The following is a 23,498-nucleotide window of genomic DNA, read 5'->3' as shown; positions in this document are numbered from 1 at the left end:
GAATACGCGCGAAAGAGACCGGCTAGCGCAGATCGAATGATTCAGCGATCACGAGATAAGCGTTAGCTGGAACTCGGACCATGGGGCACGGTGCTACCGCCGCGACCCATCCGTCACAGGGCCTCCGCGCAATCGCGCGGGGGCCTTTTTGTGTCCGTCGCCGGGGACTTGATAGAAATCTCGAATGTATCCTTATTTCTGATTGTAACTCGCTATTTTTGATTGCTTCAATGCGGGTGTGTTCCGGAAGGGAGTAGGGCAAAAGACTCCGCTTCCGGCTGGTATGCCAGGTGGTGGGGGGACCCGATGGCGGAACCGATTACCCCAGTCGTTCTCGGTGGCGGCGCGGGAACCCGTTTGTGGCCGTTGTCGCGACGCGGACGACCGAAGCAGTTTCTGGCCGGCCTCTCGGGCCGATCGTTGTTCCACGACACCCTGCAACGTTTTGCCGGGCCGGATGCGTTTTCGGCCCCGATCATCGTGTGCGGTGAGGAACATCGCTTCCTGGTGGCGGGCGAGGTGCAGGCTGCGGGTATAGACGCTCGAATCATGCTGGAGCCGGCTGCGCGCGACACGGCGCTGGCGGTGGCGGTGGCGGCGTTGTATTGCGCTGCCCGCGAGCCGGACTGCTTGATGCTGATCTCACCGTCGGATCATGCGATTGCCGAACCCGAGGTCCTGCTGGCCGCGATCGAAGGTGCCCGCGATATCGCAATGGGTGGGGCGCTGGTCACTTTCGGCATTCCGCCGACGCGACCCGAAACGGCATTCGGCTATCTCGAAACCGAGCAGCCGGCGATCGCCGGCGAGCCGGTTCCGGCTGTCCGCTTCGTGGAGAAGCCGAACGCGACGCGCGCCAAGGCGTTCTTCATGAGCGGCCGGCATTTGTGGAACAGCGGGCTGTTCCTGTTCCGGGCTTCGGTTCTGATCGAAGAGATGGAGCGCCATGCGCCGGAGATCCTGCAGGCGGCACGGATTTCAATGTCCAATGCGAGCGATGAGACCGACTTCCTGCGTCTTGGTGCAGACGGCTACGGGCTGGCACTGGCGCGTTCGCTCGACCATGCGGTGTTCGAAAGCAGCGGCAAGGTGGTGGTGATGCCGGTTGGCGATGCCGGCTGGGAGGACCTCGGGTCGTGGGCGTCCTATCGGGCGCGCGCCATTGCCGACCAGTCCGGCAATGCGGCGACCGGCGAAGCGGTTCTGTCGGACAGCCGCGCGTGCTTCGTGCATGCCGCAGACGGGCTTCAGGTGGTCGCGCTCGGTCTGGACGGTGTCACCATCGTGGCGGGTTCCGGCGGCGTTCTGGTGGCCGCGACGGATCGCCTCGACAGCCTGAAGGGTGTGGTCGAGTTGTTGCCGGCGGTGGCGGTAGACGCGGTAACGGACTGAAGTCCGGCGGCGCCGATCCCGCGCCGGTATCGCGACAATACGCATATCGCCAAGATCGTATGGTCTGCTAATGTCCTGGGCGATTGCCACCGGGCAAGCGAGACTCGTCTCGCCGGTGGTAAGGACGCATCGAGACTGGCCCTTTCCATCTGCGGATGTCCCGGCATGCCGGGCGAAGGGGGTCAGGGGAGATCGCAACGAACGATCCCCCACCAGGCTTTTCGGGTCGTCATGAATTTTGTTCGGCGAAGAGGGATACGAGATCTGACGTCGTGGCTGGCGGTGCTGGCGATGGCGGTTCAGGTCGTGTTCTCGGCCGCGCATTTGAGCGCTGGCGCGTTGCGCGCTGCCGGCGTCGATCCGAACGGCCTTCCGATGGGTTTCCTTGCGCTGTGCACCGGCGAGGGTTTCGTGCCGATCGGGCGCGACGACCCTGCCAAGCGCGGCGGTAACACCAGCTCCACCCCTGCCTGCGCCGTATGTGCCAGTGCGGCGATGGGAGGCTTCACCGCGGCCGATGACGTGCCGGACGCCCCGCCGGCGCCCGACTATGCGGTTGAAATCGAGCTTCCTGGCTGGGATCTGGTTGCCGAACGCGAGCTTGCTCTGCGTTACGGCCGGACGCGCGGTCCTCCGTCTTTTGTGACAGCCTGAGTTTTCGCGCCGGGCGCCGCATGCGGGCCATTGTGTCCCGGCTCGGTTGCGCGTCGGCGCGGAACGGGCTTTTTCTCCTGTATTCCCCCCCTTTTTCCTGTTTCTTCGGGAGACGTCGCAAAGACGTATGAAAATCATGAATCGCAGAGATTTGCTGAAAACCGCTTCGCTTGGCGCGCTGGCCGGAACCTTTGCCGCGACTGCAGCCCACGCCGAAAAGAAGATGATGATGCCGTGGGAATGGACCGACAAGCACGGTCTGGTGAACAAGCTGCCGAAGGACACCGCGCCGCTCGAGAACGAGTTCGAGAAGTATCCGCGCTGTCCGTATTGCGGCATGGCGCGCAAGATGTGGCACACGACGCGGCATCTGGTTGTCTATGAAGACGACGCGGTCGACGGCACGTGCTCGCTGCACTGCGCGGCGATCAGCCTGTCGCTGAACATGGACCGTGGTCCGAAGACGATCTATGCGGGCGATGCCGGCTCGGATGCCGAGATCAAGCCGTTGGTTGACGTCGACAAGGCGTCCTATGTGATCGACCCGAACAAGATGGGGACGATGACGAAGGTGTCGAAGTGGGTCTATGCGGACAAGGCGAAGGCGGATGCGGCGGCGGCCGGGTCCGCGGGCGCCAAGGTCGCGGGCTTTGAGGAAGCGTTGCAGCTTGCCTATCTCGACATGGCCAAGGACACGCTTGCCATCCGCAAGCGCCGCGCCGAAAAACGCAAAAAAATGATGCAGCAATAAGGGTTTTGTGCCCCTTGTGAGCGGGACCTTCGGGTTCCGCTCATTTTCTTGATTTCTACCGGATAAACGAGGTTCAGCGATGTGCCATCACCATCTCCGCTTCTCCCGTCGCGGTGCCAACGGAGCCGGATCTCTCTCCCGGCGCAGTTTTCTTGCCGCGCTGACGGTTCTGGCGGGTGCCGGGTTCAGCGGCTTTTCCGCGACAAGCGCGAAGGCCGAACGCGCGGCGAAGGTTGATTTGCCGCCGCCGGGCCCCGATGACATCTGCCCGGTCTGCGGCATGTTCGTCGCCAAATATCCCGAATGGATAGCGACGGTTCTGTTCAAGGACGGCCACGCTGACCATTTCGACGGCGCCAAGGACTTCTTCAAATATCTCCACGACATGCCGAAATATGCGCGCGGGCGCACTGCCGACCAGATCGCCGGCATGGGCGTGACGGACTATTACGGCGTCGAGCGGATCGATGCCAAGGCGGCGTTCTACGTGATCGGCTCCGACGTGCTTGGTCCCATGGGGCATGAACTCATTCCGCACGCCACGAAGGAAGAGGCCGAGGAGTATTTCGCCGACCACGCCGGCAAACGCCTGCTTTCCTACGATGAGGTCGCGATGCCGATGCTTGTCGGGCTCGACAACGGAAAGTTCGAATGAGCCAGCAACGGACGGCGCCACGGCGCTCGACGATCGTGTTGACCGGCATCGCGGCGGGGCTCGTGTTCCTTGCCGCGACACTGGTCTGGTCGCTTGCAACGGACGCTGCCTCCAAGGAGGCGCTGTCGGGTGCGCGCGGCCTTGCCCGTTCGCTCGGCCTGACCGATATCGCGCTTTTCACCGAAGCCCGCTATACCCGCCATCCGACGCAGGCCGATCTGCATTCGGCCTTCCAGGACCATCCGTTCTCGCTTGAGCATTTCCCTGCCGGAACGGTCATGCCGGTGCCCGACGTCGCCGCGTCGGGCATCCTCACCACCACGCCGCCGGAGGCGTCGCAATGAAACACTGGATCGATCGACAGCGTTATCTGATCGATTTCATGCTGGCCGCGCTGGCGCGCCGCAAGACGAAGAATGTCGGCCTCATCGTGGTCTACACGCTGATCGTGTTCATGATCGCCTCGGTGCTGCTGTTCGGTCAGGCGCTTCGGCGCGAAGCCGGCTTCATTCTTGCCGATGCACCGGAAGTGACGGTGCAGAAGGTGACCATGGGCCGGCACGATATGGTCCCCGGCATTTATGTGGATCAGTTGAAGAGCATTCGCGGCGTGCGCCAGGTCGAAGGGCGGCTGTGGGGCTATTTCTACGACCGCGCGAACGGCGCCAACTACACCGTAATGGTGCCGCCGAAATCGAGCGATCTGCCGGCAATCGAGGCGGGGGAGGCGCTGGTCGGCGAGGCTGTCGCCAAGAGCCGCGACGTCGAAGCCGGCAAGCCGCTGTTCCTGATCAATGTGCACGGCAAGCTCATCAAGCTGATCGTGCGCGAGGTCCTGCCGTTGGAATCGGCTCTGGTCAGTGCCGACCTCGTCGTCATGAACGAGGCCGACTACCGCGATTTCTTCAACACGCCGCCGGGCGTCTACACCGACATCGCGATGACGGTGCGTAACGCAAAGGAAGTCTCGACGGTCATCGAGAAGGCCGCCAAGGCGCTACCGGACGTTCGTTTTGTTACGCGCGACGCGGTTCTGCGCACCTATCAGTCGATCTTCGACTGGCGTGAGGGACTGTTGCTCGTTCTGCTCGTCGGCGCGGCGCTTGCCTTCGTCATTTTTGCTGCCGAAAAGGCATCCGGCCTGAGTGCCGAGGAACAGCGCGAGATCGGTGTCCTGAAGGCGGTCGGCTGGGAAACCGGCGACGTTATCGCCATGAAGTTCTGGGAGGGGGCGCTGGTGTCGCTCACCGCGTTCCTGATCGGTTACGGGCTCGCCTTCGTCCATATCTTCGTGTTCTCCGGTCTGTTGTTCGAACCGGTGCTGAAGGGCTGGTCGGTGCTCTATCCCGAGTTCTCGCTGGCGCCGCATGTCGACGGGCTGCAGATAGCCATTCTCGCCTTCTTCTCGGTTGTCCCCTACACGGCGGCGACGCTTGTGCCGATCTGGCGCACGGCGATCACCGATCCCGATCAGGTCATGCGGTGAGCGCGCGATGATTATTCTCAACGACGTCAGCAAGATCTACAACGAAGGCCGCCCGAACGCGTTGACCGCGCTCGACAACATCACACTGACCGTGCGCGATGACGCCGTCACCGTGTTCAAGGGGCCGAGCGGCTCGGGCAAGACGACGCTGATGACGCTCATCGGCTGCCTGGCGCGGCCGACCAGCGGACGTGTGTCGCTGAATGGCGAGCTCATCTCCAACCTGCCGGAGAAGTTTCTCACCGAGATCCGCCGCACCACCTTCGGCTTCGTGTTCCAGCGCTTCAATCTGGTGCGCGGGCTGACCACGCTCGACAACGTCATGCTGCCGGCCTATCCGCTGGCGCCGGCGCGCGATGAACTCATCGAGCGGGCACGCGGGCAACTTGCCGATCTCGACCTTGCCGACAAGGCCGACGTGCCGGTGGAGCTGCTGTCGGGCGGCGAAGCGCAGCGGGCGGCGATCGCGCGCGCGCTGATCAACGATCCGCAGATCATCATCGCCGACGAGCCGACCGCCAATCTCGACACCGAGCTGGCGTTGCGCTTCCTCGACATCGTCAAGGATCTGCGCCAGCGCGGCAAGACGGTGCTGATGACCAGTCACGATCCGCGCATCTGGGAGGCCGACATCGTCGACGAGGTGGTGGCGATGAAAGACGGGCGCATCGCGGGAGACTTCGCATGATCTTTCATCCGCCGATCCTGGCGCTGATCCTCGCTTCCGTGCTGACCACGGCGATGGTGGTGTGGGCGTCGCTGTTCGGCGTGCGCGTCGTGCGCAGCTGGGACATTACGAGCGGCAGCCAGAAACAGCTCGAGCTGGAACGCAAGACCTATCTCGTCTCGACGCTGATCACCTTCGTTATGGCGGTCGAGCTGGTGTCGCTGTTCCTGTTCGTGTTCAACGCCGACCGGATGGCGGTGATGTTCGTCGGCGCGATGTGCGCGGTCGGCACGCTCAATGTCGACCCCTACGGCTTCCCGGCGCTCTATCTGAAGATCGGCGTGTTCTTTGCCGCCGTCGTCTGGCTCATGGTCAATTTCGCCGATAGCCAGGGCAAGGACTACCCGCTGATCCGCTTCAAATACGGGCTGCTGGTCGGAATCGCGCCGCTCGTCGTGGCGGCCGCCGTGGTGCAGTTCCTTTATTTCTACAATCTGCAGGGCGACGTCATCACCTCGTGCTGCTCGAAGGTGTTCACGCCGAAGGTCGATGGCATCGCCGCCCAGATGGCGGGGATGGATGCCGCTCAGTCGCTGTGGCTGCTCGGTGCCGGCTATGTGGTCACCTTCGCGCTTGCCGCGCTGTTCCTGAAAACCGGCCGTGGTGCGACTCTGTTTGCGCTTTCCGGAGCGGCGTTGTTCATGCTCGGCCTGACGGCTGTGGTGTCGGCGATCTCGCTCTATGTCTACGAGCATCCTCATCACCATTGCCCGTTCTGCCTGTTGAAGGCCGAATACAATTATTTCGGCTACGCGCTCTACATCCCGTTGTTCGGCGGAACGGCACTGGCGCTGGCGAGCGGAATTCTCAGCCCGTTCCGCAAGGTGGCGAGCCTGGCCGCGATATTGCCGGGCATGATGCGCCGCTTCGTCGTCTGGTCGCTGATCCTGTTTGCCGCCTTTGGCGCCGTGTCGGCCTGGGCCATCTTCAACTCGGGGCTGATCCTGTTCGGCTGACTCGGGTTGGTGGAAATGGTCGGAACCCCTGATTTTTCAGGAGTGGCTATTTTTCCTGCGCGCGGATTATGGTCTTTTCGGACGTTCGGATTGCCGAAGCATCGGTGCTGCGCGAAAAAAAATGCGGCGCCGGGGGGATGTGAGGGCGCCGCACAAGAAGGTAGTCAGACTGTTTTTATGCCGCCATTAGGCGCCCCTCACCTTTACAGGGCGTTAATGCGCGGCTGCGACTCGTGCGTGTTTTTTATCCAACTCCAATAACCCTGCATTTTCGCTGTAAAAACAATTGCCTGATTGGCTTTTGTTAAAACCGGTCATGCCGGAAAATCCACACTCCCGCGTCTGATCTCCGACGTTTAAAGCACGCGTTTGACGCGATTCGGCGAATTTGCAGGCCAATCTGTGGTGGGCTTGGACCTCCTTAGGCCGCGTCCGGTGCCAGCACGCCGCGGCGGATCTGGTCTTCCTCGATCGATTCGAACAAGGCACGGAAGTTGCCCTCGCCGAAACCGTCGTCGCCCTTGCGCTGGATGAACTCGAAAAAGATCGGTCCAATTAGCGTCGCCGAGAATATCTGCAGCAGCAAATGCGCCGGTCCGTCGGCGGTCGCGCCGGTACCGTCGATCAGGATGCCGTGTTGCTTCAGTCCGTCGAGCGGTTCGCCGTGGCCGGGCAGGCGTGCCTCGACGGCGTCGTAGTAGGTGGCGGGCGGCGGCGGCATGAAGGCGATGCCGGAAGCGGCGAGTTGTTCGGTGGCGGCGTAGATGTCGCCGGTACCGAGCGCGACGTGCTGGATGCCTTCGCCGCGATACTCGCTGAGGTACTCCTCGATCTGGCTCTTGTCGTCGGTCGACTCGTTGATCGGGATGCGGATCTTGCCGCAGGGGCTCGTCATCGCGCGCGACTTGAGGCCGGTCAGCTTGCCCTCGATGTCGAAGAAGCGCAGCTCGCGGAAATTGAACAGCTTCTCGTACCAACCGGCCCAGACATCCATGTTGCCGCGGTGAACATTGTGGGTGAGGTGGTCGATATAGGTGAAACCGGCGCCGGCGGGGGCGGGGTTCTGTTCGCCCGTCCAGACGAAATCGACGTCCCAGATCGAGCCCTTGTCACCGTAGCGGTCGACGAAATAGAGCAACGATCCGCCGATGCCCTCGATCGCGGGAATTGCGAGCTCCATCGGGCCGACCGGGCCGGAACGCGCGGTGGCGCCGAGTGAGACGGCGCGTTTCATGGCGTGGGCGGCGTCGACGACGCGAAAGCCCATGGCGCAGATGCACGGTCCGTGCTGTTCGGCAAAGCGGGCCGCAAACGAATCCGGTTCGGCATTGAGCACGTAGTTGATGTCGCCCTGGCGCCACAGCGTCACGTTTTTGGAGCGATGGCGGGCGACCTGCGCGAAGCCGAGACGGGCGAACAGGTCGGCGAGTTTTGCCGGTTCGGGGTGGGCGTATTCGATGAACTCGAAGCCGTCGGTGCCCATCGGGTTGCTGTCGCTGACTACGGTCGGCGGGGCGTTGTGCGGGAATGGACCCATAGTGTCGTACCTCCTCGATATTGCCGGTTTTGGTCCGCCGGGCCGTCCGCTCCGGCGGGGGTGAAATGACCTCATCCACGCACGGGATCGGCGCGGAGCGGTCTGATTTGAGTATTTTCGCGCATGAAACTTGCAATGTGCGTGCAAAGGCGCACATTCTCCGGCCGTGTTCGCACGGAATTCCGGCTGGAGAGGTTTGCCATGCGCAAGATGATCGATATCGACGGCTTCGACGTCCGGCTGCTTGCCGCGCTGGAGGAAGATGGCCGGCTGACCAATCAGGAGCTTGCCGAAAAGGTCGGCCTGTCGGCCTCGCAATGCTCGCGGCGGCGGGTGCGGCTTGAAAGCGAGGGGCTGATCCGGCGTTACCGCGCGGAGCTTTCGGCGGAAAAGCTCGGCTATTCCCTGCTCGCCTTCGTCGACGTCACGCTCGCCACCCACAGCCGCGATACGGCCAAGCGGTTCCGCGACCTGGTCAAGGAGATGCGGGCGGTTCAGGAGGCCTATTCGCTGACCGGCGATCGCGACTACCTGATCAAGCTGATCGTGCCCGATCTCGGCACGCTGGCGAAGATCATCAACACGGTGCTCCTGCCGCACGAGTCGGTGCAACACCTGCGCACCAGCGTCGTTCTCGAGACGGTCAAGGACGATCACCGCCTGCCGCTCGACGACCTTCTTTCGGAGGGCGGGCCAGCGGGTCATTTGTAAGGGCGAGACGGGTGGCGATGTAGCCCGCATGCAGCCGCAAAACCTTGTGGTGGGCTCTTTTAGTACCTACCTCGGTGCGGGGTGATGCGGCGTACCGTGGAGGATCTGCCGATGTTTGATGCGAAATCCCTTCTCGACCAATTGCTCGGCACGAACCTGCCGGGCGGCAGCACCGTCGGCGAAAATGTCGACAAGGCGAAGACCTATGCGCGCGAAAATCCGCTTGCGACGGGTGCAGCGGCGGGCGGGCTTGCGGCGCTGTTGCTTGGTACCAAGACCGGCCGCTCGGTGGCCGGCAATGCGGCGACCCTTGGCGGGCTCGCGCTGCTCGGCGGTCTTGCCTACAAGGCCTATCAGAACTGGCAGGGCGGCGCCGGCGGCGCTGCTCCGGCCGATGGCGAAGCGGAAACCGGCGCGCCTGACACTGGCGGTCCCGGCGGCGACGGCTTCACGCCGCAATCGCCTGAAGAGGCCAATGCGCTCGGCGTTGCGCTCGTCACCGCGATGATCGCCGCCGCCAAGGCCGACGGCCATATCGACGCGGACGAACAGATCCGCATCTTCAACAAGATGGACGAGCTCGATCTCGATTCCGAGGCGAAGGCGTTCCTGATGGACGAATTGCGCGCGCCGCTCGATATCGACCGGATCGCCGGGCTCGCCAGAGACGATCATTCGGCCATGCAGATCTATGCGGTCTCGCGGCTCGCGGTCGATCCCGACCATCCGGCGGAAAAGGCCTATCTCGAAACGCTCGCCGACAAGCTGCGGCTGACCGGCGGCTTCGTACGCGAGGTCGACGAGGCAGTCCGCACCGCCGCGGTTCATTGATCCCGGCGACCGCCGAGCACCCTTGTCGGCGGTCAAGGACAGGAATTGGCGCCGCTCCGACAATTCGGGGCGGCGTTTCTTTTTGCCGCTGCCGTCGAAGCGTCGCGGGCGGCGGGAGTTTTCGCCGCCGTGCGCGTGGGGTAAGGTCGCCCGGCATTTTTCTGCGGCGGTTTGCGCCGCGCGAGGATACTCATCATGTGGCGCCGGTTCGGCCTTCGTTTCTTGTCGTTTTCCCTAACCTTGCTGCTGGTGGCGTCGGCGCGTCCCGCGCTGGCCGGCGAAAAGCTCTTGGTCTTCGCCGCATCCAGCATGACCAACGCGCTGACGGCGATTGGCGAGCGTTTCACCGAAGAGACCGGGGTCGCGGTCGAGTTCTCGTTCTCGGCGACATCGAAGGCGGCACGCCATATCGAGGCCGGCGCGCCGGTCGATGTGTTCGTCTCGGCCGATCTCGCCTGGATGGACGTGCTGCAGGAAAGCGGCGCGGTCGACAAGGCGCGCACCCTCGTGGTCGCCGGCAACACGCTTGTCATGGTCGCGCCGGCCGAGGATAGCGGCGGCACGCTGTTGCTGACGGCGGATGCGCTTGCGGCCCGGCTCGGCGAGGGGCGGCTTGCGGTCGGCGATCCAAGCCATGTGCCGGTCGGGCGCTATGCCAAGGAGGCACTCTCGCGCCTCGGTCTGTGGGATGCGGTTTCGGGCCGGCTGGTGCCGGCTGCCAATGCGCGGGTCGCGCTGGCGCTCGTCGGACGGGGCGAGGCGCCGCTCGGTATCGTCTATCGCTCCGATGCCGCTGCCGAACCGGGCGTGAAGATCGTTGCGGCCTTTGCCGATGCCAGCCATACGCCGATCGTCTATCCGGCGGCCGCGCTCGGCGGCAATCCGGCCGCCGACCGGTTCGTTGCCTTTCTTGCCGGCGATGAGGCTCAGGCGTTGTTCGCAAAGGCTGGCTTTGCCAGTGTTGCCAAGGGATTCTGAGCGGTGCTGGGGCTCGATGCGGCAGAACAAGACGCGCTTCTCCTGTCGCTCAAGGTGTCGGCGGTGGCGCTCTGTTTTACCCTGCCGCTCGCCATCTTCATCGCCTATGCGCTGACGCGCTGGCGGTTCCCGGGGCGCGCTGTCCTGCGCGGCCTTGTCTATATGCCGCTGGTGATGCCGCCGGTCGTGACCGGCTACGCTCTGTTGCTGTTGTTCGGGCGCAAGGGGCCGGTCGGCCAGTTTCTCGAACAGACATTCGGGCTGGTCTTTGCCTTTCGCTGGACGGGGGCGGCGCTGGCGGCTGCGATCATGACCTTCCCCGTCGTGGTGCGGCCGATCCAGCTTGCCTTCGAGGCGGTCGATGAAAAGCTCGAAAAGGCGGCCGAGACACTTGGCGCCGACCGCGTTGTCGTGTTCCTCACCGTCTCGCTGCCGCTTGCGCTGCCGGGCATCTTTGCTGCCGCCGTGCTCGGCTTTGCCAAGGCGCTTGGCGAGTTCGGCGCGACGATCACCTTCGTCTCCAACATTCCCGGTGAGACGACGACCCTGTCGCTGATGATCTACACGCTGTTGCAGACGCCGGGCGCGGATGCGATGGCGCTCCGCCTCACATTGATCGCCATGGTCGTCGCGCTTGGCGCGGTGATCCTGTCGGAGTTCATCGCCCACCGGCTTGCCGAACGGATCCGGGGGGAACAATGATCGAAGTCGCGGTCCAGGGTCAGGTCGGTTCCTTCGCGCTCGACGCGTCGTTCTCGAGCGGCTCGGGTGTGACCGCGCTGTTCGGTCGCTCGGGCAGCGGCAAATCCACCATCGTCGGCATGATCGCCGGACTGGTGCGGCCAGTGAGCGGACGCATCGTCGTCGGCGACCGGGTGCTGTTCGATTCCGCGCATGGCATCGATATCGCGGCCCGCCATCGCCGGGTCGGTATGGTGTTCCAGGAAGCCCGGCTCTTCCCGCATATGAGTGTCGCGCGCAACCTCACCTATGGTCGCTGGGCGGGGCGGCGGGGCGACGGGCGCTCCTTCGATGAAGTGGTTGGGCTGCTCGGGCTACAGAAGCTTTTGCAGCGGCGGCCGCAGACCCTGTCGGGCGGTGAAAAGCAGCGCGTCGCCATCGGTCGTGCCCTCCTGTCGGCGCCGGAAATCCTGCTGATGGATGAGCCGCTCGCCTCGCTCGATGAACCACGCAAGGCCGAAATCCTGCCCTATCTGGAGCGGCTGCGGCGCGAGACGTCGATCCCGATCGTTTATGTCAGCCATGCCATCGACGAGGTGGCACGGCTTGCCGAGACGCTGGTCATTGTGTCCGGCGGCAAGGTTGCCGCGGTCGGTCCGCTCGCCGAAGTTCTGACCCGCATCGACCTTGGCCCGGCGACCGGCCGGCACGAGGCGAGTTCCGTTCTCGAAGGCGTCGTCGCGCGCCACGACACCGAATGGCAGCTGACAGAGATCGCGGTTGGCGAGGCGTTGATGCGTTTGCCGCAGATCGACATGCCGGTGGGTACGCGGATGCGGCTTCGGGTGCGCGCCCGCGACGTCGCCATATCGCTTGCCGCGCCAACCGGCACGAGCTTTCAGAACATTCTGCCTGGCGAGGTGATCGAGGTCGCCGAAGACGATACGCCGCTTGCCGAACTGGTGCTATCGGTCAGCGGGCAGCGGCTGCGCGCGCGGCTCACACGCCGCTCCATGGCCGAACTCGACCTCAAGCCGGGCAAGCCGGTTTTCGCGATGGTCAAGAGCATGGCCTTCGAGCGTCGCCTCGTCGGTAGCGAATGAACCGCTCACGCTTTGCCGGAATATGATCTAGATTGCCGCCATGAGTAGGCGTTCCTCATCCCGTGCGCGGCACCTGCCGGTGCCGCTGATTGTTGCCGCGATGCTGATCGCGGTAGCCGCTGCGGCGTGGGGTGTTGCGCTTTACGTGGAGCGCGGCGTGCTGCGCGAGATCGATGCGCGCCAGGGTGCGACACGCGATTTCCACGTTGCGAGCCTTGAAGGCTTTCTCGACAAATACCGCATCCTGCCGCCGCTGATCGCGCGCCATCCGGACGTGGTCGACGGCTTCGACGGCAATGATCCGCTGCGGGCCGCACGCATCGTCGACACGGTCGCCGGCATGACCGGCGCGGAGGACGTGCGCTTCCTGACGCCGCAGGGCGAGACGCTTGCCGGCAGCGGTGCGCGCACCGGTGCGGGCGGGTTTGCCGACATTCACCGCGCGCCGTTCTTCCTTGCCGCGCTGGAAGGCCGGCTCGGGCGCGCCTTCCTTAAACGGCCCTCGGCGCGACACGGCTCGTATCTGTTTGCCGCGCCGGTGCGCGATGGCACGACGGTCGTCGGCGTCGTGGTGGTTCAGGTCTCGCTCGAAGCGGTCGAGCAGGCCTGGGTGCTGTCGAAGGATCCGGTGGTGGTGACCGATGCGGGTGGCCGCATCGTGCTGACCAACCGGGCGCGCTGGCGTGGGCAGGGTCTCGGCGACATCGAGAATGAGGGCTCGGCCAACAGGGTTGCGGCGCCCGTCGTGTCGATGGAGACGGCGACAAGCGATCCGGCGGCCGCTGCCGCGCCGATGCCCGCGGAAAGTCCCGACGGGTTCACGCTCGTCCGGCTGCGCGAGGATGACGGCAGCGTCAAACGCTATCTCGAGGCGTCGGCGTTCCTGCCGCTCTACGGCTGGACGCTGCATGTCTACGCCGACACCGCGCTGGCGACCATCGAGGCGGCCAATGCCTTTCTCGTCGTTCTTCTCGTCGGCATCGTTCTCGTCGCCATCGTGTGGATGCTGATGGAGCGGCGGCGGCGCTTCGTGCGCCAGATGCGGCTCGACAAGGCGAACGCGCTTCGGCTTGAACGCCGCGTTCGTGACCGCACGCGCGACCTGCGCGCGGCGAACGAACGTCTTGCCGCCGAGATTGGCGAGCGCGAGGCGACCGAGGTGAAGCTGCGCCAGGCCCAGGCCGAACTGGTGCAGGCCGCGAAGCTCGCCGCGCTCGGGCAGATGTCGGCCGCGCTCAGTCACGAATTCAACCAGCCGCTCGCCGCGATCCGTTCCTATGCCGACAATGCCGGGCTGCTGCTCGACCTCGAACGCACCGCTGAGGTGCGCGACAATCTCGGGCGCATCGCCAGTCTGGTCGATCGGCTGGCCGGTCTGTCGAAGCACCTGAAGACTTTTGCGCGCAAGCCCGGCAACACGACGAAGCCGGTGAAGGTTTCGGCCGTGCTCGACGAGGCGCTGATGCTGCTGGCGCCAAAGCTGAAGCGAAGCGAGGTCGCGCTCGATGTGCATCACGAGGTTGCCGATGTGGTCGTCCAGGCGGGGCAGGTGCGGCTCGAACAGGTGCTGATGAATTTGATCGCCAATGGCGTCGATGCGGCGCGCGGCAGTGCTGGTGCCACGGTGCGCGTCACCGTCGGTGCCGAAGGCGACGAAGGCGTGATCGTCGTGTCCGACACCGGGCCGGGGATTGCCGAAGACAAGATCGACCAGATCTTCGATCCGTTTTTCACCACCAAGGATGTCGGCGAGGGCTTGGGCCTCGGGCTCTCCATCGCGTACAAGATCGTGCACGATTTCGGCGGCGCCCTTCTGGCCGAAAATGCCGATGAGGGCGGCGCGCGTTTCACCGTCCGCCTGCCGCTTGCCGCCGATCTGCGCGACGCGGCCGAATAGGAGATCACGGGACGGCCATGGCTCACAGCACTGTCTTGCTGATCGACGACGAAGAAGCGCTGCGCGATGCGCTGGCGCAGGGGCTGGAGCTTGCCGGCCATCGGGTGCATGCCCTGCCGGGGCCTGAGGGGGCGCTCGACCATATCGGTCGCGACTTCAACGGCGTGCTCGTCACCGATATCCGCATGCCGAAGGTCGACGGGTTGCAGCTGATGAAGACCGTGCTCGATATCGACGCGGCGCTGCCGGTGATCCTGATCACCGGCCATGGCGACGTGCCGCTGGCGGTCGAGGCGATGCGGGCTGGCGCCTACGACTTCATGGAAAAGCCGTTCCCGGTCAGCCGGCTTGCTGAAACAGTGGCGCGCGCGCTCGAAAAGCGCCGGCTGGTGCTTGAAAACCGGGCGCTGCGGGAAGCACTCGAAGGCGGCGTCGGGCTCGAACTGCGCATCGTTGGCCAGACGCCGGTCGTGCAGCGGCTGCGCGGTGAGGTCGAAGCACTCGCCGAGGCCGATGTGGACGTGCTGATCTTCGGCGAGACGGGCGCCGGCAAGGAAGTGGTCGCCCGCGCGCTGCATGAGGAAAGCCCGCGCCGCAAGGGACCGTTCGTTGCCATCAATTGCGGTGCGTTGCCGGTCGATATCATCGAGTCGGAACTGTTCGGGCATGAAGCTGGCGCTTTCACCGGGGCGGTCAAGCAGCGCATCGGCAAGCTCGAGCATGCCAATGGCGGCACGGTATTCCTCGATGAAATTGAGTCGATGCCGCTCGACCTGCAGGTGAAGCTGCTGCGCGTCATCGAGCAGCGCTCGATCGAGCGGCTCGGCTCCAACAAGCCGATCCCGCTCGACATCCGCTTCCTTGCCGCGACCAAGGTCGATCTCGAAGCGGCGAGCGCGGAAGGCAAGTTCCGCCAGGACCTTTACTACCGGCTCAACGTGGTGACGCTGACCGTGCCGCCCTTGCGGGCGCGCAAGGAAGATCTGCCAATCCTGTTCAATCACCTGGCCCGCGAGGCGCGGTCGCGCTATCGCCGCGAGATCCCCGACCTGACACCGGAACTGATGAGCGCGCTGATGCATCACGACTGGCCGGGCAATGTGCGCGAACTGCGCAACGCCGCCGACCGGTTCGTGCTCGGGCTCGATCCGGGTTTCGGTGCGTCAGGCAGCGGCGAGGCGGCCGTGGTCGATACCGGTACCGGGACCCTGTCGGAACGGGTGGCGGCTTTCGAACGAGCCCTGCTCGCAGCCGAGATCCGGCGTCAGGGCGGCAGCCTTAAGGCGACCTATGAAAGCCTCGGTCTGTCGCGCAAGGCGCTCTACGAGAAGATGAAGCGTTACGAGCTCGACAAGGCCGATTTCCTCGGCGACGAGGAATAGCGCGGCCTGATTGCGATGTGTCGGATTCGACACATCGCGGCCGGGCAAATGTTACCAAAAGGTTTCATCGCTCCGGTTTTTGCTGCATTGCGAACGAAAAAGCGTTGCCTGACGCCGTTCGCTGCCGCGCGGGTGTGATTTGTTTCTGTCATGAAAGCGAAGCGTTTTTTCGGCTGCGCCGTGGCGAGTGCTCATGTCGCGGCGGCGGAGCTTGTGTGCGGCGCAATACTGGCATGTCGCTTGCCTATAAGGTGTCAGCGGTCGGCAAGAGCCGCCGTCCATAGATATGTCTGGGAGGACACCTTCATGAAACGTCTTTTCCTCGCCGCGACCGCGGCGTTGGCCTTCTCCGTTGCGCCGGCCGCGGCCAATTGCGACGACGGCGAGATCGTCATCAAGTTCAGCCACGTCACCGCCGCGCAGGGCCACCCGAAGGGTGAAGCCGCCGCGCTGCTCGCCGAACGCGTCAACGAGCGCATGAACGGCAAGGCCTGCATGGAGGTCTATCCGAACTCGCAGCTGTTCAACGACGACAAGGTGCTCGAGGCGATGCTGCTCGGCGACGTGCAGATGGCCGCGCCGTCGCTGTCCAAGTTCGAGAAATACACCAAGAAGTTCCGCATCTTCGATCTGCCGTTCCTGTTCGACAACATCGATGCGGTGAACAACTTCCAGGGCTCCGACGCCGGCCAGATGCTGCTGAAGTCGATGGAGAAGAAGGGCCTTCTCGGCCTTGGCTACTGGCATAACGGCCTGAAGCAGATCTCGGCCAACAAGCCGCTCTTGATGCCGGAAGACGCTGCGGGCCTGAAGTTCCGCATCCAGACCTCCGACGTGCTGCAGGCGCAGTTCGAGGCGCTCGGCGCCAACCCGCAGAAGCTCGCCTTCTCGGAAGTCTACGGCGCGCTGCAGACCGGCGTCGTCGACGGCCAGGAAAACACCTGGTCGAACATCTACACCAAGAAGTTCTTCGAGGTTCAGGACGGCATCACCGAGTCCGATCACGGCATCCTCGACTATCTGGTCGTGACCTCCGCCGAATGGTGGGCCGGCCTGCCGGATGACGTGCGCACCGAGCTGAAGGTGGTTTTCGACGAAGTTTCCGCCGAGCGGAACGGCCTGTCGCGCAAGATCAATCTGGAAAACCGCCAGAAGATCATCGACGCCGGCGGTGTCGTGCGTGAGCTGACCGCCGAGCAGCGCGCTGCCTGGAAGAAGGCCATGGAGCCGGTCTGGAAGAAGTTCGAAGCCGACATCGGCACCGATCTTCTCAACGCGGCTATCGCCAGCAACTGATCCTGCGAGCAGGACCAGCGAGAACGGCAAGGGGGTTCGCCCCCTTGCCCTGTCTTCGCAGTGGCCGGCGGTGTGCTGCCGCCGATCGCCCGGGTGCCGGGCGGAATGGCCGAACCGAAGACGAACCCTGCAGGCGCCGGGCGCCGCGGGGAGGGGCTCAACACAACAAGACGGCGGAACTCGTGCCCTTGCGGCTGTCCTTCCGCTGCGGGGAGATGCCGGCTGACCGGGCGCAGAAGCGTGGCGGCCGAACAGGAAGGGCGGGGCGATGTTCGCACGCATAATCAACGATATCGAGGAGACCGTGATCGCGGTTCTGCTCGGCCTGATGACATTGACGACATTTTCCAATGTCGTCGCGCGCTATGTTTTCAACTCCAACCTCCTGTGGGCTCTGGAGCTGACCACCTTCATCTTCGCCTGGCTGGTGATTTTCGGTGCCTCCTACGGCGTGAAGATCGTCTCGCATCTCGGCGTCGACGCGCTGGTCAACACCTTCTCGCCGTCGACGCGGCGCATCCTCGGCCTGCTGGCGGTCGCCGCCTGCATCGCCTATGCGGCGATCATGCTGAAGGCCGGCTGGGACTACTGGTCGAAGTTCGCCTACAAGGCGTCGTTTCTCGAAACGCAGGATCTGCCGTTCCCGATCTGGCTGCAAAGCCTGTTCGGTCTGGTCGAGAATGGCGAAGCGACCTACGAGCGGCTGCCACGCTACGTACCGTATTTCATCCTGCCGTTCGGCATGCTGCTGTTGCTGCTCCGCTTTCTGCAGGCCGCCTTCAACATTCTCATCGGCAAGCAGACGATGGTGATCGCCAGCCATGAGGCCGAGGACATGGTCGCCGAGGCTGCACAAGCGAACAAAGGGGAGAAGTAGGCTATGGTTGCCATTATCCTCTTTGCCCTCGTCATCGGCTTTCTGCTGATCGGCGTTCCCATCGCGATCTCGCTCGGCCTGTCGAGCCTGATCATCATGATGACGTTCTCCACCGACTCGCTGGCTTCCATCGCCGGCAAGCTGTTCGAGTCGATGGAGCACTACACGCTGCTCGCCATTCCCTACTTCATCCTGTCGTCGGCCTTCATGTCGACGGGCGGTGTGGCGCGGCGCATCATCCGCTTCGCGATTGCCTGCGTCGGCCATATGCGCGGCGGTCTGGCGATTGCCGGCGTGTTCGCCTGCATGCTGTTCGCCGCCCTGTCCGGCTCGTCGCCGGCGACCGTGGTGGCGATCGGCTCGATCGTCATCGCCGGCATGCGCCAGGTCGGCTATACGCGCGACTTCGCCGCCGGCGTGATCTGCAACGCCGGCACGCTCGGCATCCTCATTCCGCCGTCCATCGTCATGGTCGTCTATGCGGCGGCCACCGACGTGTCGGTCGGGCGCATGTTCCTCGCCGGTGTCATCCCCGGCCTGATCGCCGGTCTGATGCTGATGATCGGCATCTATGTCGCCGCGCGGGTCAAGCATCTGCCGGCGGAACCGTGGAAGGGCTGGGAAGAGATCATCGCCGCCGGCGCGGATGCGTTCTGGGGCCTGATGCTGATCGTCATCATTCTCGGCGGCATCTATGGCGGCATCTTCACGCCGACCGAAGCGGCCGCCGTCGCCGCGGTCTACGCGTTCCTTATCGCCAATTTCGTCTATCGTGACATGGGTCCGCTGAAAGGCGTACCGATGCGCAAGGACGGCGAGGCGGTCGGTACCGCGATTGCGCGCAATCTGTTCGTGGTGGTGCGGGCCTTCATTCCGGCGTTCTATCACCCCGAAACCAAGAAGACCCTGCTCGAAGCCGGCCGGCTCACCTTCATGCTGATGTTCATCATCGCCAACGCGCTGATCCTCAAGCATGTGCTGACCAGCGAACAGGTGCCGCAGACGATTGCCGCGGCGATGCTCGACTACGGCTTCTCGTGGTGGACCTTCCTGATCGCGGTCAACGTGATCCTGCTGATCGGCGGGCAGTTCATGGAACCCTCGGGCCTCATCGTCATCGTCGCTCCGCTGGTGTTCCCGATCGCCATGCAGCTCGGTATCGATCCGATTCATCTCGGCATCATCATGGTGGTGAACATGGAGATTGGCATGATCACACCGCCGGTGGGTCTGAACCTGTTCGTAACATCAGGCGTCGCGGGCATGCCGGTGATGGCGGTCGTCAAGGCGGCGCTGCCGTGGCTGGCGATCCTGGCGATCTTCCTGGTCATCGTCACCTACGTGCCGTGGATCTCGACCTTCCTGCCGGTATCGCTGATGGGGCCGGAAGTGGTGACGCTGCACTAGCGTTGCCACGTCTTAGAGATTGAACAGCAGACGCCGCGCCTTCGGGTGCGGCGTTTTCTTTCGGCTGGCGAGGAAAACGGATCAGTCGCGGCGTTCGAACATGCGCCAGGGCGGGGTGACGAGAAAGGCCGCGACGAGGAGAACGCCGGCCGCAATCAGCGTTGGAACAAGAAAGCTGTCACCGAGCTGGTGCGCATATCCGGCAAAGGTCGGGCCGACCATCTGGCCGACGCCGAAGGAGGCGGTCATCAGCGCCATCGAGCGGCGCGGATCGCCCTTGGTGAGCGCACGGGCATGGATCAGGCCGAGTGCGGTGATGCCCATGATGGTGCCGCCGAGCAGGATTGCGGCGAGCAGGATCGCCAGTTTCGATGTGTCGAACACGCTTGCGGCGACGCCGATTGCTTCGACCAGACAGGCGAGCGCGAAGGCGCGATCGTTGCCGATGCGCCGTCCGATCGGCCCCCAGAAGGCAACCGAGGGCGCGGCGGCGAGGCCGACGGCAAGCCAGACATAGGGTTCGAGAACCTGCACCGGCGGGGAAAAGCGCACGATGGTCGAAATGAAGGTCGCGGTGATGACGTAGCCGAAGCCGAACAGGCCGTAAGCCACGACGATGGCGACGAGGCGGGGGTTGATCGGCTCGCGCTTCGTCGGCTTTGGCGGAGCTGCAGGTGCGGCGCCTTCGGGGGGTACCAGCACGGTCGCGAAAAGAAGGGCGAGGAGGGCGACGGCGCCGCTCGCCAGCCACAGGCCGGACCAGTCGAGGCCGGTTGTCGCAAGCGCTGCGATCAATACGGAGGACAGCGCGATGCCGCTGCCGACACCGGCGAAATGCAACGCGGAGAGGCCGAAGCGGCCGGATTCGGCGAGCCGGTCAAGGACGAGGGCGGAGGAAAAGACCAGCACGAAGGCGCTGGCGACGCCGGACGCGAAACGAAGCGCGAGGAAGAGCCCCATGCTTTCCGTCATGCCCATGGCAAGCGTCGTCGCCGCGCTGACGCCAAGGGCCGTCAGGAACCACAGGCGCCTGCCGCCGGGCAGCACGGCGAGGGCACCGGCGAGGGCGCCGAGCATGTAGCCGAGATAATTCACCGACGCGAGGACGCCCGCCTCGGCGGCGGTCATGCCGAGGCCATCGACCATGAAGGGCAGGATCGGCGTGTAGGCGAAGCGGCCGATGCCCATGGCCGCGGCAAGCGCAATCGCGCCGCCAAGCGCGACCATGACCGGGTTATGCGGCTTCGCCTCGGTCACGGTCGGCCGGTCAGTCAGGCGCTCAGGCGGGCGCGGACGGCGTCGCCGAAGGCGTTGAAGATCTGCTTCGAGGGCGGATCGCTGTCGACCCAGTATTCCGGATGCCATTGCACGCCGAGCGTCCACGCCGGTGCGTCGGTAACCGACACCGCCTCGATGACGCCATCGGGCGCCACGCCTTCGACGGTCAGCCCGTCGGCGAGGCGGTCGATGCCCTGGCGGTGGATCGAGTTGATGCGGATCGGTCCGTCGCCGACGATCGAGGCGAGACGTCCGCCTTCGGTCGGGATCAGATCGTGCACCAGGCGGAAGCGTTCGTCCTGACTGTCCGATGCCGGTGCGCGGTGGTCCATGCGGCCCGGCTGTTCCTGGATTTCGGTCGCAAGCGTGCCGCCGAGGACCACGTTGAGTTCCTGAAAACCCCGGCAAACCGCAAGGAGGGGAATGCCGCGCGCGATCGTCGTTTCGATCAGCGGCAGCGTGGTCGCGTCGCGATCGGGGTCGTAGGGCTCGTATTTTTCCGCCGGCATGACGCCGTAGGTCTGCGGGTGGACGTTGGTGCGCGAGCCGGTTGCGAGCACGCCATCGACCCGGTCGAGCACGGTGTTGATGTCGATGCGCGAGCCAAGGGCGGGCAGGATGAGCGGAATGCCGCCGGCGCCCGAGACGACGGCGTTCATGTAGATCGAGGTCGCGGCGTGCCAGAAATAGTTTTCGAAGTTCCTGACGTCGCCGGTGACGAGAATGACGGGTGCGGTCATGTTCGTTCGCTTTTTATTTTGAGACGGCCGCCCGAAAAAGAGCGGCGCCCGGGTCGCGGGCGCGGCCTATGAGTGCCACAGTTTTTCGACAATGGCGAGACGGTCATTGCCGCCCGCTGGCGCCGATGCTGCGGGTGACGTCGCGGAGGGGTCTGCTCCTTGCGTCAAGTGGTCAGAATATCTGCCCATTTGGCTGCAGACCCTTGTATGCCGATGAGGTTTGCGCTTTAACTCTTGGCAGGAGATCGCACCCTCTGCGGTCTCGTACGGGTCGGGAGAAAAAAAGGGGATACCCGACTCTCACCGACTCATTTTCGAGTTTCGACCTTTTGGGAGGAAATCCATGGATCGCCGTTCGTTCCTGAAGAAAGCCGGTCTTGCCGGTGGTGCTGTTGCTGGTTCGGCTCTTGCCGCTCCGGCTCTCGCCCAAGGCAAGATGGAGCTGAAGATGGTCACCACGTGGCCGAAGAACTTCCCGGGCCTTGGCACCGGTGCGCAGCGTCTCGCCGACCGCATCACGACCATGACCGATGGCCGCATCACCGTGAAGCTGTTCGCCGCTGGCGAACTGGTGCCGCCGTTCGAGTCGTTCGACGCCGTTTCGACCGGTACCGCCGACATGTATCACGGCGCCGAGTACTACTGGCAGGGCAAGCACAAGGGCTTCAACTTCTTCGCCGCCGTGCCGCTCGGCCTGACGGCCGCGGAAATGGACGCCTGGGTGCACAATATGGGCGGCCAGGAGCTGTGGGACGAACTCGCAGCCGGCTTCAACATCAAGCCGTTCATCGCGGGTAACACGGGCGTCCAGATGGGCGGCTGGTTCAACAAGGAAATCAACACGCTTGAAGACCTCAAGGGTCTGAAGATGCGCATGCCGGGCCTCGGCGGCGAAGTCCTGCGCCAGCTCGGCGCGACCGCCGTTTCGCTGCCGGGCGGCGAAATCTTCCCGTCGCTGCAGTCGGGCGCCATCGACGCGACCGAGTGGGTTGGCCCGTGGAACGACCTGGCCTTCGGCTTCTACAAGGTCACCAAGTACTACTACTATCCGGGCTTCCATGAGCCGGGCACGGTTCTGTCCTCGGGCATGAACAAGGGCGTCTGGGACAAGCTGTCTGCTTCGGACCAGGAAATCATCAAGTCTGCGATGAAGGCCGATGCCGCTTCCATGTATGCGGAATTCAACGCAAACAACGGTACCGCGCTCGACACGCTGATCAACAAGCACGGCGTCCAGCTCAAGAAGTTCCCGGACGAAGTCTTCGACGCGATCGGCAAGGTCAGCAACGAAGTGGTCGCCGCCGCTGCCGACGACGACATGGGCAAGCGCATCTACGAGAGCTTCGCCAAGGCGCGTACGGATCTGGGCAACTGGGGCGGCATCGCCGAGCAGGCCTATCTGAACGCCCGCTCGCGGGTGCTCGGCTCGTAATCCGACGACATTTCGTCTGAAAACAGGAATGGCGCGGACACCTTTGATCGGTGTTCGCGCCCTTTCCACACTTGGCTCACGCCTCTGAATCCGCAGCCGCCCGACAGGTGCAGGCAACGCAGAAGGGGTGAGGGAACGCCGGGATGGCGCAGCCCCTCGGGGAATAGGGAGTAAGGGCATATGCGCGCGCTTGCCGCTGCCATCGATGCCGTGAACGACCGCATCGGTCGTTTCGTTGCCTGGTTCGCTTTGTTGATCGTACTGGTCCAGTTCGTCGTCGTCGTCGGACGCTACGTGTTCGGCATGGGCTCGATCTGGATGCAGGAATCGATCGTCTACATGCATGCCCTCTTGTTCATGCTGGCAGCCGCCTACACGCTGCACGACGACGGCCATGTGCGGGTCGATATCTTCTACCGGGAAGCCAATCCCCGGCTGAAGGCGATGGTGAATCTGGTCGGCAGCCTGGTCCTGCTCGTTCCCGTGTGCGTTCTCATTGTCTGGGTGTCTTGGGGCTATGTCGCCAATTCCTGGGCGGTGATGGAAGGCTCGAAGGAAACCTCGGGTATCCAGGGCGTTTATCTCCTCAAGACCGCGATCATCGTGTTTGCGGTGCAGATGGGCTTGCAGGGCGTTTCCATGATGTTGCGTTCATTGCTGGCGCTTGGCGGCGACGAAGGTGAGCTGAAGGCTCTCCGCGCTGTCACCGAGAGCGAGTGAGGGGGCG

At 64.1% G+C, this 23,498-nt stretch carries 23 protein-coding genes; 20 read left to right on the top strand and 3 right to left on the bottom strand.

Going from position 1 to position 23,498, the window contains the following annotated elements; all coding sequences use genetic code 11:
- Window positions 1–306: 306 nt before the first annotated feature.
- The 8 genes from cpsB (at window position 307) to C0606_18070 (ending at window position 6,621) form a co-directional block, all read left to right on the top strand.
- Window positions 307–1,392, top strand: a complete 1,086-nt coding sequence (gene cpsB, locus C0606_18105; GenBank protein ID PLX35992.1) for a mannose-1-phosphate guanylyltransferase/mannose-6-phosphate isomerase — start codon at window positions 307–309, stop codon at window positions 1,390–1,392.
- Window positions 1,393–1,674: 282 nt separating this feature from the next.
- Window positions 1,675–2,046, top strand: a complete 372-nt coding sequence (locus C0606_18100; GenBank protein PLX35991.1) for a hypothetical protein — start codon at window positions 1,675–1,677, stop codon at window positions 2,044–2,046.
- 136 nt (window positions 2,047–2,182) lie between these two features.
- A complete protein-coding gene (locus C0606_18095; protein ID PLX36028.1) occupies window positions 2,183–2,797 on the top strand; it encodes a twin-arginine translocation pathway signal protein in 615 nt (204 codons plus the stop codon).
- A gap of 79 nt (window positions 2,798–2,876) precedes the next feature.
- On the top strand, window positions 2,877–3,452 hold the full coding sequence (locus C0606_18090) for a nitrous oxide reductase accessory protein NosL (GenBank protein PLX35990.1): 576 nt from the start codon (window positions 2,877–2,879) through the stop codon (window positions 3,450–3,452).
- Between the two features lie 62 nt (window positions 3,453–3,514).
- A complete protein-coding gene (locus C0606_18085) occupies window positions 3,515–3,796 on the top strand; it encodes a hypothetical protein (GenBank protein ID PLX36027.1) in 282 nt (93 codons plus the stop codon).
- Window positions 3,793–4,938, top strand: coding sequence for an ABC transporter permease (locus C0606_18080; protein PLX35989.1), 1,146 nt, complete (start codon window positions 3,793–3,795; stop codon window positions 4,936–4,938). Before C0606_18085 ends, C0606_18080 begins: the two co-directional genes overlap by 4 nt.
- Before the next feature lie 7 nt (window positions 4,939–4,945).
- The gene (locus C0606_18075; protein PLX35988.1) at window positions 4,946–5,626 is read left to right on the top strand and encodes an ABC transporter ATP-binding protein; all 681 of its coding nucleotides are present in this window, start codon (window positions 4,946–4,948) and stop codon (window positions 5,624–5,626) included.
- The gene (locus tag C0606_18070; GenBank protein PLX35987.1) at window positions 5,623–6,621 is read left to right on the top strand and encodes a hypothetical protein; all 999 of its coding nucleotides are present in this window, start codon (window positions 5,623–5,625) and stop codon (window positions 6,619–6,621) included. Before C0606_18075 ends, C0606_18070 begins: the two co-directional genes overlap by 4 nt.
- A 421-nt stretch (window positions 6,622–7,042) precedes the next feature.
- Here the strand turns inward: C0606_18070 and hppD are convergent, their stop codons facing one another.
- Complete coding sequence (gene hppD, locus C0606_18065; GenBank protein ID PLX35986.1) at window positions 7,043–8,158, bottom strand: 4-hydroxyphenylpyruvate dioxygenase; 1,116 nt, start codon at window positions 8,156–8,158, stop codon at window positions 7,043–7,045.
- A gap of 210 nt (window positions 8,159–8,368) precedes the next feature.
- Between hppD and C0606_18060 the strand changes: the two genes are divergently transcribed.
- From C0606_18060 to C0606_18015, 10 genes are all read left to right on the top strand, one after another.
- Complete coding sequence (locus C0606_18060; GenBank protein PLX36026.1) at window positions 8,369–8,869, top strand: AsnC family transcriptional regulator; 501 nt, start codon at window positions 8,369–8,371, stop codon at window positions 8,867–8,869.
- Between the two features lie 111 nt (window positions 8,870–8,980).
- Window positions 8,981–9,700, top strand: coding sequence for a DUF533 domain-containing protein (locus C0606_18055; GenBank protein ID PLX35985.1), 720 nt, complete (start codon window positions 8,981–8,983; stop codon window positions 9,698–9,700).
- Between the two features lie 195 nt (window positions 9,701–9,895).
- Window positions 9,896–10,678 (top strand): molybdate ABC transporter substrate-binding protein, encoded by a 783-nt coding sequence (gene modA / locus C0606_18050; GenBank protein ID PLX35984.1) that lies wholly within the window; start codon window positions 9,896–9,898, stop codon window positions 10,676–10,678.
- Between the two features lie 3 nt (window positions 10,679–10,681).
- Entirely contained in the window at window positions 10,682–11,380 is a 699-nt protein-coding gene (locus tag C0606_18045; protein PLX35983.1) for a molybdate ABC transporter permease subunit, read from the top strand.
- Complete coding sequence (gene modC / locus C0606_18040; GenBank protein ID PLX35982.1) at window positions 11,377–12,462, top strand: molybdenum ABC transporter ATP-binding protein; 1,086 nt, start codon at window positions 11,377–11,379, stop codon at window positions 12,460–12,462. Before C0606_18045 ends, modC begins: the two co-directional genes overlap by 4 nt.
- Window positions 12,463–12,502: 40 nt before the next feature.
- Window positions 12,503–14,359 carry a sensor histidine kinase gene (locus tag C0606_18035; GenBank protein PLX35981.1) on the top strand — a complete coding sequence of 619 codons (1,857 nt, stop codon included), beginning with the start codon at window positions 12,503–12,505 and terminating at the stop codon, window positions 14,357–14,359.
- Between the two features lie 17 nt (window positions 14,360–14,376).
- Window positions 14,377–15,741 (top strand): Fis family transcriptional regulator, encoded by a 1,365-nt coding sequence (locus C0606_18030; GenBank protein ID PLX35980.1) that lies wholly within the window; start codon window positions 14,377–14,379, stop codon window positions 15,739–15,741.
- Window positions 15,742–16,047: 306 nt separating this feature from the next.
- The gene (locus C0606_18025; protein ID PLX35979.1) at window positions 16,048–17,037 is read left to right on the top strand and encodes a C4-dicarboxylate ABC transporter; all 990 of its coding nucleotides are present in this window, start codon (window positions 16,048–16,050) and stop codon (window positions 17,035–17,037) included.
- 268 nt (window positions 17,038–17,305) lie between these two features.
- On the top strand, window positions 17,306–17,914 hold the full coding sequence (locus C0606_18020; GenBank protein ID PLX35978.1) for a TRAP transporter permease DctQ: 609 nt from the start codon (window positions 17,306–17,308) through the stop codon (window positions 17,912–17,914).
- Between the two features lie 3 nt (window positions 17,915–17,917).
- The gene (locus tag C0606_18015; protein PLX35977.1) at window positions 17,918–19,321 is read left to right on the top strand and encodes a C4-dicarboxylate ABC transporter permease; all 1,404 of its coding nucleotides are present in this window, start codon (window positions 17,918–17,920) and stop codon (window positions 19,319–19,321) included.
- Window positions 19,322–19,402: 81 nt separating this feature from the next.
- Here the strand turns inward: C0606_18015 and C0606_18010 are convergent, their stop codons facing one another.
- Window positions 19,403–20,509 carry a hypothetical protein gene (locus C0606_18010; GenBank protein PLX36025.1) on the bottom strand — a complete coding sequence of 369 codons (1,107 nt, stop codon included), beginning with the start codon at window positions 20,507–20,509 and terminating at the stop codon, window positions 19,403–19,405.
- An 83-nt stretch (window positions 20,510–20,592) separates the two neighbouring features.
- Window positions 20,593–21,339, bottom strand: a complete 747-nt coding sequence (locus C0606_18005) for a gamma-glutamyl-gamma-aminobutyrate hydrolase (GenBank protein PLX35976.1) — start codon at window positions 21,337–21,339, stop codon at window positions 20,593–20,595.
- A gap of 343 nt (window positions 21,340–21,682) precedes the next feature.
- On the opposite strand from C0606_18005, the gene C0606_18000 reads away from it, so the two are divergent.
- Window positions 21,683–22,771 (top strand): ABC transporter substrate-binding protein, encoded by a 1,089-nt coding sequence (locus C0606_18000; GenBank protein ID PLX35975.1) that lies wholly within the window; start codon window positions 21,683–21,685, stop codon window positions 22,769–22,771.
- A gap of 180 nt (window positions 22,772–22,951) precedes the next feature.
- Window positions 22,952–23,491, top strand: a complete 540-nt coding sequence (locus C0606_17995; GenBank protein PLX35974.1) for a C4-dicarboxylate ABC transporter permease — start codon at window positions 22,952–22,954, stop codon at window positions 23,489–23,491.
- Window positions 23,492–23,498: the final 7 nt, after the last annotated feature.

It is taken from the genome of Hyphomicrobiales bacterium (genome assembly GCA_002869065.1).
Lineage (GTDB): Bacteria > Pseudomonadota > Alphaproteobacteria > Rhizobiales > Rhodobiaceae > Rhodobium.
This window is presented reverse-complemented; position numbering and strand designations above follow the sequence as displayed.